This window comes from Rubrobacter aplysinae (genome assembly GCF_001029505.1).
Classification (GTDB): domain Bacteria; phylum Actinomycetota; class Rubrobacteria; order Rubrobacterales; family Rubrobacteraceae; genus Rubrobacter_A; species Rubrobacter_A aplysinae.
This window is the reverse complement of the sequence record NZ_LEKH01000002.1, coordinates 133,962-152,205: the sequence shown is the minus strand read 5'-3', so window position 1 is coordinate 152,205 and position 18,244 is coordinate 133,962. Positions and strand designations below refer to the sequence as shown.

At 66.4% G+C, this 18,244-nt stretch carries 16 protein-coding genes, 2 tRNA genes and 1 pseudogene; 17 read left to right on the top strand and 2 right to left on the bottom strand.

The window, feature by feature from the left end:
• Nucleotides 1–12: 12 nt before the first annotated feature.
• The 4 genes from ABD53_RS03130 (at nt 13) to ABD53_RS03115 (ending at nt 5,655) form a co-directional block, all read left to right on the top strand.
• Nucleotides 13–1,068, top strand: a complete 1,056-nt coding sequence (locus ABD53_RS03130; RefSeq protein WP_047864289.1) for a helix-hairpin-helix domain-containing protein — start codon at nt 13–15, stop codon at nt 1,066–1,068.
• Complete coding sequence (locus ABD53_RS03125) at nt 1,058–2,929, top strand: DEDD exonuclease domain-containing protein (protein WP_053057614.1); 1,872 nt, start codon at nt 1,058–1,060, stop codon at nt 2,927–2,929. Before ABD53_RS03130 ends, ABD53_RS03125 begins: the two co-directional genes overlap by 11 nt.
• Before the next feature lie 151 nt (nt 2,930–3,080).
• Nucleotides 3,081–3,779, top strand: coding sequence for a response regulator transcription factor (locus ABD53_RS03120; protein ID WP_047864288.1), 699 nt, complete (start codon nt 3,081–3,083; stop codon nt 3,777–3,779).
• Nucleotides 3,766–5,655, top strand: coding sequence for a sensor histidine kinase (locus ABD53_RS03115; protein WP_084709232.1), 1,890 nt, complete (start codon nt 3,766–3,768; stop codon nt 5,653–5,655). The genes ABD53_RS03120 and ABD53_RS03115 overlap by 14 nt, the downstream gene beginning before the upstream one ends.
• 228 nt (nt 5,656–5,883) lie before the next feature.
• On the opposite strand, the gene ABD53_RS03110 is transcribed toward ABD53_RS03115, so the two are convergent.
• Nucleotides 5,884–6,492 carry a site-2 protease family protein gene (locus ABD53_RS03110; protein ID WP_053057613.1) on the bottom strand — a complete coding sequence of 203 codons (609 nt, stop codon included), beginning with the start codon at nt 6,490–6,492 and terminating at the stop codon, nt 5,884–5,886.
• A 260-nt stretch (nt 6,493–6,752) separates the two neighbouring features.
• On the opposite strand from ABD53_RS03110, the gene ABD53_RS03105 reads away from it, so the two are divergent.
• The 10 genes and pseudogenes from ABD53_RS03105 (at nt 6,753) to ABD53_RS03060 (ending at nt 15,403) form a co-directional block, all read left to right on the top strand.
• Nucleotides 6,753–7,940 (top strand): AI-2E family transporter, encoded by a 1,188-nt coding sequence (locus ABD53_RS03105; RefSeq protein ID WP_047864285.1) that lies wholly within the window; start codon nt 6,753–6,755, stop codon nt 7,938–7,940.
• A 5-nt stretch (nt 7,941–7,945) separates the two neighbouring features.
• The gene (locus tag ABD53_RS03100) at nt 7,946–8,566 is read left to right on the top strand and encodes a CDP-alcohol phosphatidyltransferase family protein (RefSeq protein ID WP_053057612.1); all 621 of its coding nucleotides are present in this window, start codon (nt 7,946–7,948) and stop codon (nt 8,564–8,566) included.
• Nucleotides 8,566–9,060: a uracil-DNA glycosylase family protein gene (locus ABD53_RS03095; protein WP_047864284.1), complete on the top strand. Its 495-nt coding sequence runs from the start codon at nt 8,566–8,568 to the stop codon at nt 9,058–9,060. Before ABD53_RS03100 ends, ABD53_RS03095 begins: the two co-directional genes overlap by 1 nt.
• A 135-nt stretch (nt 9,061–9,195) precedes the next feature.
• Nucleotides 9,196–9,984: pseudogene (locus tag ABD53_RS03090) on the top strand (slipin family protein); the annotation flags it as partial.
• Between the two features lie 447 nt (nt 9,985–10,431).
• The gene (locus ABD53_RS03085; RefSeq protein ID WP_047864283.1) at nt 10,432–10,887 is read left to right on the top strand and encodes an ATP-binding protein; all 456 of its coding nucleotides are present in this window, start codon (nt 10,432–10,434) and stop codon (nt 10,885–10,887) included.
• A gap of 147 nt (nt 10,888–11,034) precedes the next feature.
• The gene (locus ABD53_RS03080) at nt 11,035–12,312 is read left to right on the top strand and encodes a glycosyltransferase (protein WP_047864282.1); all 1,278 of its coding nucleotides are present in this window, start codon (nt 11,035–11,037) and stop codon (nt 12,310–12,312) included.
• 103 nt (nt 12,313–12,415) lie between these two features.
• Nucleotides 12,416–13,933, top strand: coding sequence for an alpha,alpha-trehalose-phosphate synthase (UDP-forming) (locus ABD53_RS03075; protein WP_047864281.1), 1,518 nt, complete (start codon nt 12,416–12,418; stop codon nt 13,931–13,933).
• Nucleotides 13,934–14,015: 82 nt separating this feature from the next.
• Nucleotides 14,016–14,100, top strand: a tRNA-Ser gene (locus tag ABD53_RS03070).
• A gap of 165 nt (nt 14,101–14,265) precedes the next feature.
• Nucleotides 14,266–14,565, top strand: a complete 300-nt coding sequence (locus ABD53_RS03065) for a hypothetical protein (RefSeq protein ID WP_047864280.1) — start codon at nt 14,266–14,268, stop codon at nt 14,563–14,565.
• Between the two features lie 208 nt (nt 14,566–14,773).
• Nucleotides 14,774–15,403: a thermonuclease family protein gene (locus tag ABD53_RS03060; protein ID WP_053057611.1), complete on the top strand. Its 630-nt coding sequence runs from the start codon at nt 14,774–14,776 to the stop codon at nt 15,401–15,403.
• 80 nt (nt 15,404–15,483) lie between these two features.
• On the opposite strand, the gene ABD53_RS03055 is transcribed toward ABD53_RS03060, so the two are convergent.
• Nucleotides 15,484–15,556, bottom strand: a tRNA-Lys gene (locus ABD53_RS03055).
• Nucleotides 15,557–15,973: 417 nt separating this feature from the next.
• Here ABD53_RS03055 and ABD53_RS15610 point away from each other — a divergent pair.
• The 3 genes from ABD53_RS15610 to ABD53_RS03040 are packed head-to-tail and all read left to right on the top strand — an operon-like array spanning nt 15,974 to nt 18,187.
• Complete coding sequence (locus ABD53_RS15610) at nt 15,974–16,459, top strand: GNAT family N-acetyltransferase (protein WP_053057610.1); 486 nt, start codon at nt 15,974–15,976, stop codon at nt 16,457–16,459.
• Nucleotides 16,460–16,461: 2 nt separating this feature from the next.
• The gene (locus tag ABD53_RS03045) at nt 16,462–17,223 is read left to right on the top strand and encodes a class I SAM-dependent methyltransferase (protein ID WP_047864440.1); all 762 of its coding nucleotides are present in this window, start codon (nt 16,462–16,464) and stop codon (nt 17,221–17,223) included.
• 22 nt (nt 17,224–17,245) lie between these two features.
• Nucleotides 17,246–18,187: an ATP-binding protein gene (locus tag ABD53_RS03040; RefSeq protein WP_047864279.1), complete on the top strand. Its 942-nt coding sequence runs from the start codon at nt 17,246–17,248 to the stop codon at nt 18,185–18,187.
• The last annotated feature ends 57 nt before the right edge of the window (nt 18,188–18,244 follow it).

Sequence of the window (18,244 nt, the reverse complement as noted above, 5' to 3'; positions counted from 1 at the left end):
AATATACGTTCTATGTTCGATCCTAGTGCAGAAGAAAATACGTTCCGGCGGCGGCTGATGAAGGAGGTCGCCAAGAAGGTTCCGGTACACCTCTCTTTCTACTCGCCGTCGGTAAAGGTGCAGGTAATGGAGCACGCCGAGAACCTGCCCCACACCAACGGCCGCTATGTCGGAAACGCGGTGACCATCGAGTTCGTGCCGGAGGACGCGGCGGCGGTCGAGCGGGTGCGCGAGTACGTCTGGCACTGGGAGGAGAACAACGAGTGGACGGCGGTGCGCAGGATCAACCACCTCCGCCGCGGCGTGTGCCCGGATAGCGTGCAGGGCATCCTGGAGCTGGTGAGCGGCGTGGACAAGCGGGCCGCCGCCAAGGCCGCCGAGGCCGTGGACGAGGATGAGCTGCGGGCCATGATCTCCGCCGGCGACGCCAAGGCGCTCTCGCGGCTGCCGGGCATCGGCGCCAAGCGGGCGGATGCCGTCGTGGAGTTCTACCGCAACGAGGCCGACGGACGGCGCTTTCTGTACGCCGCGAACCGCAACGACCGTTTCCGGGGCGCGCCGGTCGTGACCGAGCTGGATCTCTCCTCTGATATAGAGCCGCAGGTTGCCGAGCACGCCTTCCGCGCCCAGGCCCTCGGCGGCGCCGACCCGCTGGGCGACGAGGAGCCGCCGGGCCACACCACGGTGCGCAACGCGAACCTCATACACCCCTTGCCGATGACGCCCTCCCTAATGGGTCGCGGCGTCTACTACCCCGAGCAGGTCGAGGAGTTCGCCGACGTGCTGCGCCGGGTGCTGGTGGACGGGGAGAGGATCGCCGGGGTCGAGAACCTGCGGATACAGCGCGGCAAGGTGTTCCACACCGAGAAGCTGCCCGGCGTCGGGATGAAGACCCGCTCCCGGGTACTGGCGAGCGGGCTGCTGGACCACGAGTACACCTACGAGAACCTCTCCCGCATCGAGGGGGTTACCGATGCGCAGGCCCGGACCATCGCCGAGGCCGCGCGCGAGGTGACAGAGGAAGTCAAGGAAGCGGGGGAGAGCGGGGCGGAGGTCCGTGTCCCGTAGCCTCTACGGCTTCGTGAAAAGCCGGGAGCCGGTAAGCGCCGGGGAGGTGGCGAGAGACTACCTGGCCCTCGCGGCGGCCAACGGTGACGCCCGCAGGCTGGTGGAGCGCGCCGTCCCGGACGATCCCAGGTTGGTGTGGGAGGGAGACTGCCTGCGGACCGTGGACCCGGCCGCGCTCCCGCTCGGCGACACGCCATACGTAGTCTTCGACGTGGAGACCACCGGCTCCTCCTCAAAGGAGGGCGGCATCACGGAGATCGGGGCGGTAAAGCTGTGGCGCGGAGAGGTGGTGGAGGAGTTCTCCACGCTGGTCAATCCCAGCGTACCGATACAACCCTTCGTGGTAAAGCTGACCGGCATCACGGACGAGATGGTCGCCGGGGCCCCGCCGCCCGCGGAGGTCATGCCGCGCTTCGAGGAGTTCGCCGAAGGGTGCGTGCTGGTCGGGCACAACGTGTCATTCGACCGCGCCTTCGTGGACGCCGCGCGAGAGTCCTGCGGCCTGGAGCCGCTCTCCAACCCCGGCCTCGACACCCTGAAGCTGGCCCGTACCCTCGTGCCGGGGCTGGGGCGCTACAAGCTCTCGGCGCTCGTGGAGCACTTCGGGATACAGGCTTCTCCGAACCACCGGGCGCTGGCGGACGCGGCGGCTACCTCCGGGGTTCTGGCGAGGCTTTTGAAGCTGCTCGACTCGGCCGGGGTGAAGAGCGCGGGAGAGGCGGCGACGCTGCGGCGTTCTTCCAAAAAACGCCCGAAGCCCCAGAAGCAGCACCTCGCGGAAGGCGTGCCGGATACGCCCGGCGTCTACTATTTCGTGGACAAAGATGGTACCGCGCTATACGTGGGCAAGGCCAAGAACCTCAGGGCCCGCGTCAGGACTTACTTCGGTAGCGGTGACGGGCGGCGCAAGATCGGGCGGCTCGTCGAGGAGACGGCGGAGGTCCGCTACGAGGAGACCGGCAGCGAGCTGTACGCGCTTATATTGGAGGCGCGGGAGATCCGGCGCCTGCTGCCCCGCTACAACACCGTCGGGCGCGGCGAAGGCAAGAGCTGGTTCATAAGGCTCTCTCTGGAGGAGACTTATCCTGTGCCGGAGAGGGTCCCGGCCGACGAGGAGACGCCGGGGGAGGCGATCTTCCTCGGTCCGTACCGCAGCGCCGGGATGCTGGGCTCCTGTACAGAGGCGCTCGGCCGCATCTTTCCTCTGAGAAGGTGCTCCGGCGAGGGCGTGGCGGAGCGCGGGCCGTGCTTCTACGGGCAGATGGGCCGCTGCGCGCCGTGCATCGGGATGGATGAGGAGGAGTACCGCCGCACGGTCGTGGACGGTATGGCGGCGTTGCTGCGCGGCGAGGGCGGGGAGGAGCACCTGCGGGCGCTCGTCGCCGAGCGCGCGCGGCTGGCCGGGGAGCTGGAGTTCGAGGCGGCGGCCCGCCTGCGGGACCTCATCTCGGGGATAGAGCGCGCCCGGCTGGCGCGGGCGATAGTGGGCTCCGTGAGCTCCGGCGGCCCGCAGGCTGTCGTCGCGCCCTCCACCGAGCCCGGGGTGATGGAGGTGTTCGTGCTCCGGGGCGGGCGGCTGGTCGCCCACCGGGGGTTCGAGGAGGGTGATGAGGCCGGGCTCTCGGATTTCGCGTCGGAGGCGCTCGCGGGCAGGGGCGGGCTGCCCGGCGAGTCCGCGGGGGCGGACGAGGCGCGGGTGGTGTCTTCGTACCTGAGGCGCTCGCGCAGCGCGACCGTCGTCGAGGCCGTGGACTTGGAGTCTCCGGGGGATCTGGTGCCCGCCGTGCGCCGGGTGCGGCAGACGCTACAGGAAATACAGGAGCTACAGGAGAGCCGGGGGGAGCCCGCGGAGGCGATATAGCCGGGGTTTCCGGGGCACTGGCAACTATCTGGCAACTACTCTAGCATGGTAGAATCTGGGCTAGATCGCGCCCGCATAGGGAGCCCTCACGCGGCGGTAAAGGACCGGAGCGCGGGGGCGTCCCGCCCGAGTAGAGAAGAGGCTAGAGGCGATGGTGCAGGGTACGCAGGGGGCGGCCCGCAAGGTGCTGCTGGTAGACGACGAGCCCTCCATACAGAAGATGCTGGTGCACGCGCTGGAGCGCGAGGGCTTCGAGGTACGGGCCGTGGGCGACGGCGAGGAGGCGCTAGAGGCCTTTACCACGTTCGAGCCGCACATGATCATCCTGGACATCATGCTGCCGAAGATGGACGGTACCGAGGTGTGCCGGAGGATACGCACCACCTCCGACGTCCCGATTATCATGCTTACCGCGAAGGACGACGAGATCGACCGGGTGGTCGGACTAGAGCTCGGCGCGGACGACTACGTTACAAAGCCGTTCGCCGTGCGCGAGCTGGTCGCGAGGGTGCGGGCGATCATGCGCCGGGTCTCGGTGCCCGCCGGGCAGCGCCAGGACGACCTGAGCTACGACGGGATGAAGATCAACCTCCCGACCCGCCGGGTGTTGCTCGACGATAGGGAGGTGGACCTGACCTACACCGAGTTCGAGCTTCTCATCACCCTTGCGACCAACCCCGGAAGGGTGTTTGCCCGGGGCACGCTCCTCGCCCGGGTGTGGGGCGACGAGTACCGCGACGAGCGGACCGTGGACGTCCACATCCGCCACCTCCGGGAGAAGATCGAACGCGACCCCCGGAACCCGGAGTTTATCCACACCGCCCGGGGCGTGGGGTATGTCTTCCGGTAGCAGGCTCAAGAAATCCGGGAGGCTAGGGAAGCTAAGAGGATTCCTGCCCGGACGCCGCGCGGTTGGGCGTAAGAGGAGGGATCTCCGGCCCCGGATCGGGATTCGCGTGTGGCTCACGGCCCTGTTCCTGCTGGTAACCTCCTTCGCCGGGGGGCTGACCTACGACATCGTGCGCCCGATGCTGTACAACAACCTGAATCAGGCCAGCGAGCAGAGCTTCGAGCAGGTCGGCGAGCAGTACGAGAATCTGATTCGGGGGAACAGCGGGGACGTCTCCGTCGAGGAGGTCGAGGACTTCGCCACCGGCCGCGGGCTACAGTGGGGCCTCGTGCGGGCCTCCGACGGCGAGCAGCTAAAAGGCGACCTCGAGGCTTGGAGCGCCAGCGCGGTGAACACCGCCGTCAATACCAGGGAGCCGGACATAAACCGCGAGACGCTGACCTCCGGGCCCCGCGACGGCCAGATGCTCTCCACCTACGCCGCCCCGATAAACGCCTCCTCGCAGGGGGCCGCCGGGCAGCGTACCGCCATAGTCTTCGTCAAGCTTTTCCCCGAGAGCGACATCGGCAACGTGGACGCCGCCATGAACAAGATAGAGCGCATCCTGTTCCTCGCCGGGGGGATGGCGCTCCTGATCGCGGGCGTCTCCGGATACGTGGTGGCGGACCTGATCTCGCGCCGCGTCAGCCGTCTCGGGCTGGCCGCCGACCGGCTCGCCGCCGGGAACTTCGACGAGCATATAGAGAGCCCGATCCAGGACGAGGTCGGGGCTCTGGGCGACACCTTCAACTCCATGGCCGTCTCGCTGAAGGGCGCGTTCCGGCAGGTCGAACAGGAGAAAGAGCGCGGTCAGGCCATCCTCGACGGCATGACCGACGCCGTGATCGGGGTGGACTCGGAACTCAACGCCATCTTCCTCAACCCCAAGGCGCGGGAAATCCTGGGTCTCTCCGACCTCACCTTCCACAACCGCCTGCACGAGACGCTGGCCCGCACCTGGACCGAGGGCCCCATAACAGAGCCCGAAATCGAGACCAACTCCGAGGCCCGCTCCGAGGGCTATCAGGACTCCCCGAACCAGATACTGGAGATCCGGGCCGCCCCCCTCGAGGATGGTGCCCTCGCCATCATCCGGGACGTTACCCAGGAGCGCCGCATCCAGCGCGCCAAGGCCGAGTTCATCGCAAACGCCTCGCACGAGCTAAAGACCCCGCTCTTCGCGCTCTCCGGCTACCTGGAGATGCTCGAAGACGAGGAGGACGAGGAGGTGAGATCCGCCTTCCTGAACGACATGCGCGCCCAGACCGAGCGCCTCAACAGCCTCGCCCGCACCCTGCTCGACCTCTCCCGTCTGGACGCCGGGGCCATCGCCTTCCAGCGGGAAGAGGTGTACCTGGAAGACCTCCTGCACGAGCTCAAAAGGGACTTCGGCTACACGGGACGTGAGATTCGCATAGACGCCGAACGCACGCCGCCGGTCGAGACCGACCCGAACCAGCTACACCGGATGCTCGCCATCCTGGTGGACAACGCGCTCAAGTACTCCCCCGGAGACGAGCCCGTGGAGCTCGGCCTACACCCCGGAGATGGACACGCCGTCGTCACCGTCCGCGACCGGGGCTGCGGCATACCCGAGGAGGACCTCCCGTACATCTTCGACCGTTTCTACCGCGCGCAGGGCTCATCCCGCGCCGACGGCACCGGCCTCGGCCTCGCGCTGGCGAACGAGATCACGGACCACCTCGGCGGCGAGCTCGGCGTCGAGAGCCGGCCCGACGAGGGCAGCACCTTCTCCGTGAGCCTGCCGCTGCCCGGCAAAGACGCGGAGGACGCCGGACGTCCCGGCGTGTATCACGAGAGCCGTCAGGGCTCCTAGGGCTCCTGGGACGGCCGGAAGCTTCTCCCTCCGGGCTCCTCTCGACAGGGCTCTTGATAAGTTCTTAACAAAAGTTAGCGAAGCGTTACCGAATCTTAGCGGGAAGCAGGTTTATGCGGGGCCCGGCGGGGATAGAATAATCTCAAGGCAACGCTCGACGCGTGGATCTCCCCCCTCCCCACGGGTCGGGCGTTGCCATCGTTTTCCTCCCGTTTCTCTACCCGCTCGTCAGCCGAAGATCGAGGGTATCCCGAGGGCCTGTAGCAGCGGGCCCGCGAGGCTCAGGATAAAGCCCAGGGGCGAGAGCGTGTCCGTGAAAAACGTCAGGGCGACGAGGCCGAGCAGGATGTAGGGACCGTACTGGTTCATGAACTTGACGAAGCCGTTCAGGGCGCGGGGGAGGAAGGGGAAGATCACCTTCGCCCCGTCCAGTGGCGGGATCGGTATGAGGTTCAGCACCAGAAGCAGCGCGTTCACGAACGCCACCCCGACCACGCCCCAGAAGAGAGCGCTCCCCTGCTGCTGGAAGGTGGGGAGCCTGATCAGCGCGGCGCAGACCAGCAGAATTAGCAGGTTCGACGCCGGACCCGCGAGCGCCACCGAGACCGGCCCGAGTATCCCGCCCTTCAGCCGCGCCGGGGCCACCGGCGTCGGTCTGCCCCAGCCGAAGCCCGCGAGCAGGAGCATGATGCTCCCGAACGGGTCCAGGTGCTTCAGAGGGTTCAGCGTCACCCGGCCCTGACGGTACGCCATATCGTCGCCGAGCAGATACGCCGAGTAAGCGTGGGCTGCCTCGTGCAGGGTGATGCCGACCACGAAGCCGAGCACTATCGCCACCGCGAGCGCCGGGAGCGTCTGGAGTAGCTGTACGAGTAGGATGCCGCTTCCTCTCCATCCGGGACGGGCTCGCCGGTAGCGGATCAGGTGCCAGCCGGAGGCCCCGCGGGGCGAAGCAGGATTATATCGGCCCGTCGGTAGGGTGTAAAACGGCTCCGGGGCGGTATCGTGGCGTAACGGCCGAGGTTGGAGGTTACTCTGGTATATTGGTGCGGTGATTAGCGCAGCCAGCGCAGCGATCCGCCGACGCCGGAGATGGGATGCCCTCTAGAAACTCCAGAGACGCCGAAAACGACAACGGCACCAAGAAGCTAATAGTATCGAACTACGTGCAGTACATAGCCCTCGCCGTCGGGATACTGCTGCTCATCTTTTTCGTGCGCCAGGTCGGGGGCGTGCTACTGACTTTCTTCCTGGCCGTGATACTGGCGTACATCCTGAACCCGGTGGTACGCAGGCTGGAAGGTCTGCGGATACCGCGGGTGATCTCTGTTATCGGGCTATTTCTGGTGCTGGGTACGGTAGTTACGACGGCGCTCCTGCTCCTGATCGTGCCCGCCATCCAGCAGGCCAGGTTCCTCGCGTCGAACCCGGAGATAATCATCAACGCCGCCACCGAGCTGCTCGACCGGGCGCGGCAGATCCCGTACATCGGGGAGAGGGTGGCGGCGACGGACGGCGACGCTTTGACCAGAATCCTCCGGCAGAATGCTCCCTCGGCCCAGGCTTTCGTCAATACGGCGCTCGGGTTCGTCGGCGGGGTTTTCGGGGTGTTCGGGGCTATCTTCAACCTGTTCTTACTGGTGATCGTCTCCATCTACCTGCTCATAGACAAGGAGCGGATCACGGGCGCGGCGCTCGGCATGATCCCGGACACCGTGCGGACCCAGGTCGTCGAGCTTCTGGAGTCTGTGGAGACCGCGGTGGTGAAGCTCGTCAGGGGACAACTCCTGCTGTGCGGCATCATGGGGGTGGTCGGCTGGGCGATAGCCTTCTTCACCGGGACCAGCTACGCGCTCCTGATCGGGCTCTGGGTCGGGGTCATGGAGCTTATCCCGGTGCTCGGGGCGTTCCTGGGCGCGATACCGGCTGTGGTAATAGCCCTGATCTCCAGTCCCACGCAGGCCCTGATCGTCGCCCTGCTCTTCTTGGTGGCGCAGCAGATAGAGGGCAACATCCTGGTGCCGAAGGTCATGGGCGGCTCGGTCGGGGTCCACCCGCTATGGGTACTGTTCGCGGTGCTCGCGGGCTCGGCGCTCTACGGCATCGTCGGCGCGATCTTCGCCCTGCCGGTGGTCGCCATTATCTCCGCCACGATCCGCTACCTGCGGGGTACCCTGATCTTCGAGAACTGGGGCAAGGCGCTGGTGAGCCCCGCCGATAGCTCCGAGTCTCCGCGGACCGAGAGCGCCGCCGTGGCCTCCGGCTCCGACGGCAAAGAGGACTAGCGCCGGTGGCAGAGCGGTACGGAAGGCGTCTCGGGTGGCTCTCCCTGGAGCCGTTACGGGTCCTGCTGCGGCCTCTGGTAAGGGCCCTGGCGGCCCTGGGCGCCGGTCCGAACGCGATCACGGCGCTCGGGTTCGCGCTCTCGCTATTCGCCGCCGCCCTCTTCGCAGTGGGTGGATTCAAGGTCGCCGGCGTGATGATGCTCCTCGGCGGTGTATTCGACGCGTTGGACGGCGCCGTGGCCCGGGCGCTCGGCCGCGCGAGCGACTTCGGCGCGTTCCTCGACTCCACGCTGGACAGGCTCTCGGAGTCGGCGATACTGGCCGGTCTCATCTTCGCGTTCGCGGCCTCCGGCAGACCCTCCGCGGCGCTCGTCGCCGGGGCGGCGATGGCCTTTTCCATGACGACCTCCTACACCCGCTCCCGGGCCGAGAGCCTGGGTTACGAGTGCAGGGTCGGTCTGCTGGGACGGGCGGGGAGGGTCGTGATCCTGGGCGTCCTCGCGCTGCTCGGTGTCCCGCTGGCCGGGGCCGCCGTGGTCGCCGCCGGGGGGGCGGTGACGACCCTGCAACGCGTGCTGCACGTCCGGCGGCTGTACCTTTCCCGCGGGCGGGCCGAGGACTCCTAGTGCCCGGTTCGGAGGAGGCCCGCAGGGCGCTGGAGGATCACCGCGCCAAGGTCTCCCGCGAGCTGGACCCGCGAGAATCAGGCGGCGGAGAGGGTGTCCCGGCGGGGGAGCCTGGTACCGGCGTGCTGGTGGTCCTGGAGCCGCCCGAGATCCCGGCCGTGCTCGACGCGCTGCACCGTAGCCTGGAGTCCGTGGGCCACTCGCGGGCCCGCGTGGTCCCGGCGGACGAGAGGCTTGGGGAGGAGATCCTCTCCGGCGGGCCGTCAGTCATAGCCGCCATCGGTCCCCGCGCCGCCCGGGCGCTCGACGACCTTGAGTACCCTCTGGCGCACGCCCGGTTCTCCGAGCAGCGGGAGGGGGAGTGGTTCGTGTGGAGCAAGGGCGTCCGGGGCCTTTCGCTGCCCGCGCTCGCCCCGGCGCTGGAGGATGAGGAGGCCAAGCGGGGGTTCTGGCGCGCTTTTCTAACGCTCCGGGCGCTAGAGCCCGGTGGCTAGAGACGCGCCGGAAGTGAGGATAAGCGCACAGTCACGCGTATATTCGAGATGTTAGTATCAATAACAAATGAATTTGCAGAGTCTAGTCGGGTGTTTAGTCAAATTTACGGGGCCGGGATCAGAGGAGGCGTGCATATGAGTCATGTGAGTCTAGGGTTACTCCAGGCGGCTGGTATCGGGATCACGGTAATCATCGTTGCCCTGTTGATCGTGATCGCGCTCAGCATCGTGTTCAGCGCGATCAAGGTGGTGAACGAGTACGAGCGCGGCGTCATCTTCCGGCTGGGACGCATACAGGGCGGCCCGAAGGGACCGGGGCTATTCCTACTTCTGCCGGTCATAGACCGGATGGTCAAGATAGACCTCAGGACGGTGACGATGGACGTACCGCCCCAGGACGTTATTACTCGCGACAACGTCCCGGCCCGGGTGAACGCGGTGCTCTACTTCCGGGTTTTGGACCCGAACAAGAGCGTGGTCGAGGTGGAGAACCACGTGCTGGCGACGAGCCAGATCAGCCAGACCACGCTGCGCAGCGTCCTCGGTCAGAAGGACCTCGACGACCTACTCACCAACCGCGAGCAGATAAATCAGGAGCTGCAGGCGATCATCGACGAGCAGACCGATCCCTGGGGCGTGAAGGCCAGCGTCGTCGAGGTAAAGGACGTCGAGATCCCGCAGCAGATGCAGCGGGCGATGGCCCGGCAGGCCGAGAGCGAGCGCGAGCGGCGGGCCAAGATCATCTCCGCCGAGGGCGAGTTCGAGGCCTCCAAGCGCCTCTCACAGGCCGCCGACCGCCTCGAAAGCCCGCAGGCGCTACAGATCCGGCTCTTCCAGACCCTCAACGAGGTCGCCAACCAGCAGAACTCCACCATCATACTCCCCGTGCCGATAGACCTCCTCAGCCCGTTTATCGAGAGCCAGAGCACCAACGGCGCCAACGGGGGCAGCGAGGCCCGCAGCCGCGAACAGAAGCGCCAGGAGGAGGCGGAGGCCGAGAAGCTGTACGAGAAGGTTTCGGGCGGTAAGAAGTCCGACGATACCGAGGTGGGAGAGGCCGTCCCGGAGTCCACGGGAGAGTCGAGCCTGCCGGAGGCCGGTCCGGATGATGCCGGCTCCTCCGAGGCTTCCGACGGCTCTAACGGCTCCGACAAGCCCGACGGACGCTAGTTAGTCTGCCGTAGTCTGTCGGTCCACGGCAAATCCGGTCTACCGTATGGTACTTTAGTAGTATTTATACACTCGCCTCGTGCCTAGTAGGATTGCAATCCGCTCTCCCGGGGTAAGAGAGGGCGTGCGGACGTAGACGGGCGTACCATGAGGAGGTTGCGCTTATCCGCCGGAGGTTTCACTATAGGGTATGAGGACTAGTTGAGATACGGGCCGGTACAGCAGGAGAGCGGGACGGAGGTCGGGTCCCAGGAGCCCGTCTCGCTGAGGGTGCCGAGCAGCCCGGAGTACGTCCTGTTGCCACGCCTGGTCGTCTCCAGCGTCGGCGAGACCGCGGGATTTGACTCCAGGGACGTCTATGACCTGAAGCTCGCCGTAACGGAGGCGGTAACCAACGTGATCCGGCACGCCCGGGTCGAGAGCATGCTGGTGGAGTACCGGGCTCTGGCCGGGGTGGTGGAGGTCACGGTCGCGGACACCGGCGGCGGCTTCGACGCCACGGGGACCGGTGGCGATATCGGTGAGAGCGGCGACGAGAGCGGAGGCTTCGGGATCGCCGTGATCCGCAGCCTCGTGGACGAGATGGTTCTGGATTCCTCCGAGAAGGGGACCACGGTAAGGATCACCCGCTACGCCGCCGGTCCCGGAGGCTCGTAACAAGGTTTTAGGGATTTCCCCGGCTCCCCCAGTCGGGCTAACACTCTGCTGAAATCTCCATATCCGCCCGGGTACACCGTCGCAACGCGCATCCGCTAGTATGTGGTGTCTCGTATACACGGTAGTAGAGAACTTTATGGGGGCGCCGTGCTGCATCGCGTGAATCTTGGGGCCAAGTATCTAAACGATTACCGGAGCATAATCCGGGGGGATCTGTACGAGGAGATCAAATCCCTCGCGGCCCGTCTCGAAGGCGCGCGGGTCCTGAACATCAACGCCACCAGCTTCGGCGGCGGGGTGGCGGAGCTTTTGTACACGGTGGTTCCGTTGATGCGCGACGCGGGTCTGCGCACCGAATGGGACGTGATGCTCGGCGAAGAGCCGTTCTTCAACGTTACCAAGAACTTCCATAACGCCCTGCAGGGGGCGGAGTACGACCTGACCCCCCAGGCACGGGCGATCTACGAGGAGTACAATCGCCAGTCCGCCCAGGCGATGCTCGACTCCGAAGGGGCCGGCGAGGAGTGGGACATAGTCTTCGTCCACGACCCGCAGCCGGCCCTTTTAAGGCACTTCGCGCGCAAGCTCGAACCGGAGAGCGCGCTGGCAAGCCGCTCGAAGTGGATCTGGCGCTGTCACATAGATACTTCCACGCCAAACGAGCCGCTCTTCGACTATCTCGCACCGCACATAAACGACCACGACGCCCAGGTCTACACCATGCGTGACTACACCCCGCCGGGCGTGGACGAGGACGCCCTGGCGATCATACCCCCGGCCATAGACCCGCTTGCCCCGAAGAACATGGCGCTCTCGGGCGTCGACGCGGAGTACGTCGTGGGGCAGTTCGGGGTGGACGTCTCGAGGCCGATGCTCCTGCAGGTCTCCCGCTTCGACCCCTGGAAGGACCCCCTCGGCGTCATAGACCTGTACCGCCAGACAAAGCAGAGCGTGCCCGGCGTGCAGCTGGTGCTCATCGGCAGCATGGCAAACGACGACCCCGAGGGCTGGGACTACTGGTACCGGACCGTCGAGTACGCCGGAGACGACCCCGACATCCACCTCTTTACCAATCTCACGGGCGTCGGCGCCATAGAGGTCAACGCCTTCCAGTCCATGGCGGACGTCGTGATCCAGAAGTCCATCCGCGAGGGGTTCGGGCTCGTGGTTACCGAGGCGCTGTGGAAGGCCCGGCCGCTGGTCGCCGGGCGGGTGGGCGGCATCCCGATGCAGGTTACGCAGGGTGGCGGCATACTCGTTGACGGCGCGCCCGAGGCGGCCGCCGCCTGCACCAAGATACTCGCCGACGACGATTTCGCCCGAGAGATGGGCCTTACGGGCAAGGAGCACGTGCGGGGGAACTACCTCACGCCTCGCCTCGTGCGCGACGAGCTGCAACTTTTCGCTAAACTGCTCGGCGTGTAACGTACGTAGAGTACGTAATTCAGGTAACGCGTGTAACCGGCGGCCCGCGGCGGGACGTCCACCGTATGACCACCGCTGCCGCGCCACGGGGGGAGGAGACGTCATGCCCGAGACAGGGACCGCACGCGGCGACCCGGCGCGGGGGCCGCAGGACCGCTTCATCATCGTCTCCAACCGGGGGCCAGTGACCTTCTCGCGCGAGGAGGGAGGCGGGCGCACGTACTCCCGGGGCGCGGGCGGTCTCGTGACCGCGCTGAACGCCATGGCCCGCAACCGGGATGCGGTCTGGATCGCCTCGGCCACCAGCGGCGAGGACGTCGTTGTGGCCCGCGAAGAGGAACCGGTGGAGATCGGGGATCTGACGGTCGACCTCGTCGAGCACGACCCCGAGGCATACGAGCTAATGTACAACCACGTCGCGAACCCCCTACTGTGGTTCGTGCAGCACGGCATCTACGATCTGCCGTACTCCCCGCGGCTCGGCGACGACACGCGCCGGGCGTGGGAGGGCTACGAGGAGGTCAACCGGAACTTCGCCCGCGCCGCCGCCGATGCCGCCGTGCGGGCTGCTGAGAGTGGCGAGGAGCCCGTGGTTCTGCTCCACGACTACCAGCTCTACATGGTACCCGGCTCCTTGCGTGAGGGCCTGCGTGGCACGGCCGCCGAGGGCGCGTTCGTCTCCCTGTTCGTGCACATACCCTGGCCCGACCCCGGCTACTGGCGCATCCTGCCGCAGGGGATGCGCGAGGGCATCCTGGAGAGCCTCCTGCAGTGCGACGTTCTCGCCTTCCACACCGAGGGCTACGCCCGCTGCTTTCTGGACACCGTCTCCGAGGTTCTCGGCGCGGAGGTGGATCTCGAAGGGCGCGGAATACAGTACCGGGGACGCGAGACCCGGGTGCGGGCGTACCCGATCTCCATAGACCCCGCGGAGTTCTCCGGGCTGGCCGAGAGCGAGGCCGTGCTCGCTGAGGAGGAGTACGTGCAAAATCTGCCGGGCAGCCTCCTCTTGCGCGTAGACCGGCTCGACCTTTCCAAGAACGTCCTGCGGGGCTTTCTTGCCTACGGCCGCATGCTGGAGCGGTACCCGCACATGAGAGAGCGCGTAACCTTCCTGGCCCAGCTACAGCCCTCTCGCGGCTCCATCACCGAGTACGCCCGCTACTCCGACGCCGTGCGGCAGGCGGTCGAGGAGATCAACGGCGCACACCGCACCCCCTCGTGGGAGCCGGTGATCCTCTCCCTGGAAGACAACTTCCTCCGCTCGGTCGCCGCCTACAAGAACTACGACGCCCTGCTCGTGAACGCCGTCCGGGACGGCATGAACCTCGTCGCCAAGGAGGCCGCCGTGGTCAACCGCCGCGACGGGGTGCTCGTTCTCTCCGAGACCGCCGGGGCCCACGAAGAGCTCGGCGAGCACGCCCTGACCGTCAACCCTTTCGACCTCGACGAGCAGGCCGACGCCCTCCACCGCGCGCTCATCATGGACCCGGTCGAACGCCGCAGCCGCGCCCAATCCCTGCGGGCCTCCGTCGAGCGCAACACCGTGGACGACTGGGTAGAGGCGCAGATGACGGATATCGCCGCCCTGCGCGGGCACTCCCGGCGCGGCTCCTCGTAGAAGTCCCCGGCGGGTTCCGCCCGGTCCCGAACTTGACAACGAGCCGCCCCTGATGGAGAAATATAGGGGTGTGGCCCTTCGAGGGGGTATGGCAGAGTGGACGAATGCGCCGGTCTTGAAAACCGGAGATGGTAAAACATCCGTAGGTTCGAATCCTACTGCCCCCGCCGTGGTTCCGGCCGGTGCGCCAGCCACACGGCCAACTTTGTTAAAAAAAATTAAGTAAATAGAGACTTTTGCGTCTAGATTTTGTACACTGTGCGTTGGCTCCTCCGTGGAGAGGAGTGGTGCAGGAGCAGTGAAACTTAGCGTAGACAAGGAGGAGGCTCTTTATGAAGAGGCTTATCTATCTGGCAACGGTCAGCATGCTGGCCCTGCTTATAATGGCGCCCACCGCGATGGCGCAGGACTCGACCATGATGGAGGGCTCCATGATGGAGCAGTCCATGATGGGTAGCACCATGATGGAAGACACCATGATGCAGGGCGGCACCATGATGGAGACCACCGCCGGCATGGGTGCCGAGGGCGACCTGCCCGAGAGCGGTGGCCCGGCGATCCTTCTGCCCGCCGCGGCTCTGCTGCTCGGCGCCGGCATCCTGACCTTCGCCGTCGTCCGGCGCCGCGCGTAGGGTCGAGGATAAATTGCGTTCCCGGCGGGCCACAGGGCCTGCCGGGATAGCCGAGAGGTAGAGGGGAGCCTGCACCCTTCTACCTCTTTTTTGCTCCTGCTCCGATTTTCATTAGCGTCTAACGCGAGTAAGGGCCGTCTGCAACCAGGCGGCTCTTACTCTTTGCGGGCACTTTATTCCGGTTAGATCGAGGGCGGGATTGGAGTCTGTGGAGGATTTTCTCGTTGCCGGGCTCTTCGCGCCGTTCAAGCGGGGAAAAGCGGTGCCCTCCGGCGGCAAACCCGGTGGTATGCCGCTGTTCCGTGTCTGCCTGCTCACGGCGGTCTTGGCCCTGGGCGGCGTCTCCTGCGGCCCCGACCCGGAGTCCGCCGGTCGCCCGGACAGCAGGGAGGTCGAGATCACCCGGGTGGTAGACGGGGATACCGTGGAGATCTCACCTACCATAGAAGGTATAGAGGACGTGCGGCTTATCAGGATGGACACGCCGGAGGTCTCGGGCGAATGCGGCGCTGAACCTCTCGCGCGAGAGGCAGAGGACTACACCATGCGCCACGCCGGGGTGCGTGTCTCCCTGGATCTCGGCGAGGAGAGGACCGACCGGTACGGGAGGCTTCTCGCCTACGTGCGCCTACCGGACGGCGATATGCTGAACGAGAGGCTAGTGCGCCGGGGTCTGGCCCAGGTGGCCACCTTCCCGCCGAACGTAAGGTACGAGGAGGACTTCCGCGAGGCCCAGAGACTGGCGCGGGAGGAGTCTATCGGTATCTGGGGGCTCTCGTCCGAGCGACGGTCCATGCTCGCGGATCGCGGCAACGGCATAGGCGGCGACGGCTGCTAGCGGGCGGTAGCCGCTACAGCCCATTACAGGACGCAGGATAGCGGAGAGCCCCGGTTTCTGACCGGGACTCTCCAGAGAGGTGAGCCATCCAGGACTCGAACCTGGAACCCACAGATTAAGAGTCTGTTGCTCTGCCAATTGAGCTAATGGCCCGCTCGCCGCGAGATTATACATGCCCCGGAGCGCGAGTAAAAGCCACTTGATGAACATCCACGGATCTTACCTGGATTTCCGGTGGGACTTGCGCCGGTACCGGGGAGCGTTTATAATAGTTGTATCTTTCCGGCGGACTCTATCACGGAGCCGCTAAGGGCCGGATAAAGGGGCCATCCCTTTCGAAACCGGCCCTTTTTACGTTCTTTTCTTTCGGCCCGGTCTGTCCGGCGTTCTGGGTATCCCGTCCGGGGGCGGTTTTAGGTGCCGGCGGTCGGGTGTAGTATTTAACCCCGGTTCAGCTTGGATTCGTGGAGCGCGACCGTGGGGCTGTGGTATACGGTTCCGTCGGGGGCGGGTTAGAGAGGAGAGTTCATACACGCCGAAGAGACAGAGTTTCTGCCTGGGGAGGGTGTCTTGCTGCGCCCGCCCCGGGAAACGGACGTGGAGGCGGCGTACTACTGGGACCGCGACCCGGAGCTCGCGGCCTGGAACGGGCGGCCCCCGATCTCGCTCTCGCTGGACGCGGCGCGCCGGGACTACCTCGCCCGCTGGCGGGACTCCTCTATCAAGACCTTTATCATCGAGAGCGGAGAGCGGGCCATCGGGATGGCGACCCTGTACGACTTCAGGCGGGGTAGCTGCGAGCTGGGGATCAAGATCGGGCCCGAGGGTCTGCGCGGCCGGGGGCTGGCGAGTGAGACGGTGCGGCTCCTGGTCGAGTACGCCACCGGGACGCTCGGGCTCGACGCCGTGCGAGGCTCCACGCTGGAGCACAACCACCGGATGCAGCGCGTCTTCGAGAAGTGCGGCTTCAGGAGAACGGGGCAGGGTGCAATGCTCAGCCGCTACGACGACCGGCGTTACACCGAGCTCTTCTACGAGTTTCGGAGCGGTGATTGACGATGGTGGGGGCTGGAGACTGGGCCGCCTCCGAGTACGACCGGAGCGCCGGATACGTGTCCCGGCTCGGTGAGGACGTGGTCGACCTCCTCGATCCGCGGCTCGGAGAGCGGGTGCTGGATCTCGGCTGCGGCACCGGAGATCTCTCGGCGGAGCTCTCCTCCCGGGGCGCGGAGGTGCTGGGCGTGGACCTCTCGCCGGAGATGGTATCTCGTTCGGCGGAGAAGTACCCCGCGCTGCGCTTCGAGGCCGGCGACGCCCGCAGCCTCGGCCTCCGGCCGGAGAGCTTCGACGCCGTGTTCTCGAACGCCACTCTGCACTGGATAAAAGAGGCCTCGAAGGCGATACGGGCGGTCCGCCGCGTGCTGCGTCCCGGCGGGCGCTTCGTGGCCGAGCTCGGTGGGCGGGGCAACGTGCGAACCATCGAGCGGGCCATCGAGGAGGCTCTCGCGGAGCGTGTGATCTCCTCCGCTGATAGAAACCCCTGGTACTTCCCGAGTCTCGCGGAGTATGCCGGGCTGCTGGAGGAGGCCGGTTTCGAGGTCCGGTACGCCGTCCTCTTCGACCGGCCGACGCCGCTCGGGGAAGAGGGCATCGAGGGCTGGCTCCGGGTGTTCGCCGGCAGCTTCTTCGAGGGCCTCTCAGAGGAGGAGCGTGGGGAGATCACAGAGCGGGTCGTCGAGAAGGCGCGGCCCGGCCTTTCGGGCGAGGACGGTCTGTTCGCGGACTACCGGCGGCTCCGGGTGTCGGCGGTCAAGGTATAGAGAGTATAGAGAGGGCCGGGACGTGGTCACCAGGCTGGAGATAGACGTACACAGCCGCGGCGCGATGAGCGGCGTGCTCTCACTCGGAAGCCTGGACCCCGCCTTTACCACGGCATCCGGCCTGGAGGGGGAGCCGGTGGTGCTGGACCTGGACGGCGTGGACTTCGTGGAGCCGGCGGGCATCTGCGGGCTGGCGACGCTCCTGGAGTACCTGATCCCGCGCAGCGAGAACGTCGAGCTCTCGCTGGATAGTGGCAGCGGGCGCGACGTTGCGGCCTATCTGGAGCGGATGGACTTTTTCCGGCTCTTCGGCGACCGTATCTCGACCGACACAGACCTCTCCTCGCTAGAAGAACGTCGGCGTCACAACCCCGGCACTCTGCAGGAGCTGGTCAACTTCCAGACAGAGGGCGAGATACCCGGCATCGTGCAGCGTATCGCCGAGATCCTGGAAACAATGGGCTACAAGATGCGCGAGCGGGTAGACATCTGCTCCACCCTGTCCGAGATCTGCGCCAACGCCGCCGAGCACGGTGTCGCGGGCAAGGAGTCCGGCGCGCCGGCCTTCGGGGCCTACGCCGCCGTGCAGGCCTACAATCACGTGGTCTCGGGTGGCTCCCGCGGCGACCGTCGGGACGGGGAGGAGGTCATAGTCGCGATCGCCGACGGCGGCCCCGGCATCCGCGAGACCCTGGCCCGCAACCCGGCCAACGCCGACTTCACCGCCTCCGACAACGACGCCCTGCGCCACGCCCTGGAGATGGGCGTCTCCTCCTCCGGCGAGGTCGGGCGCGGCGGCGGCCTCACCCTGGTCTCCCAGATAGCGGCCCGCGCCGGCGGCTCGCTCTCTCTAAGAAGCGGTTCGGGCCGCGTAACCGCCTACAAGGACCGCACGAACTCCCGCAACGTCCCCGCCTTCCCCGGCACCTTCGTCCGCGTCTCCCTCCCCCGGGGCCTGGCGTGAAAATCCCGGCACTACCCGGAAAAACACCCTTGATAACCTCCCCGGGTCCGGCTACAC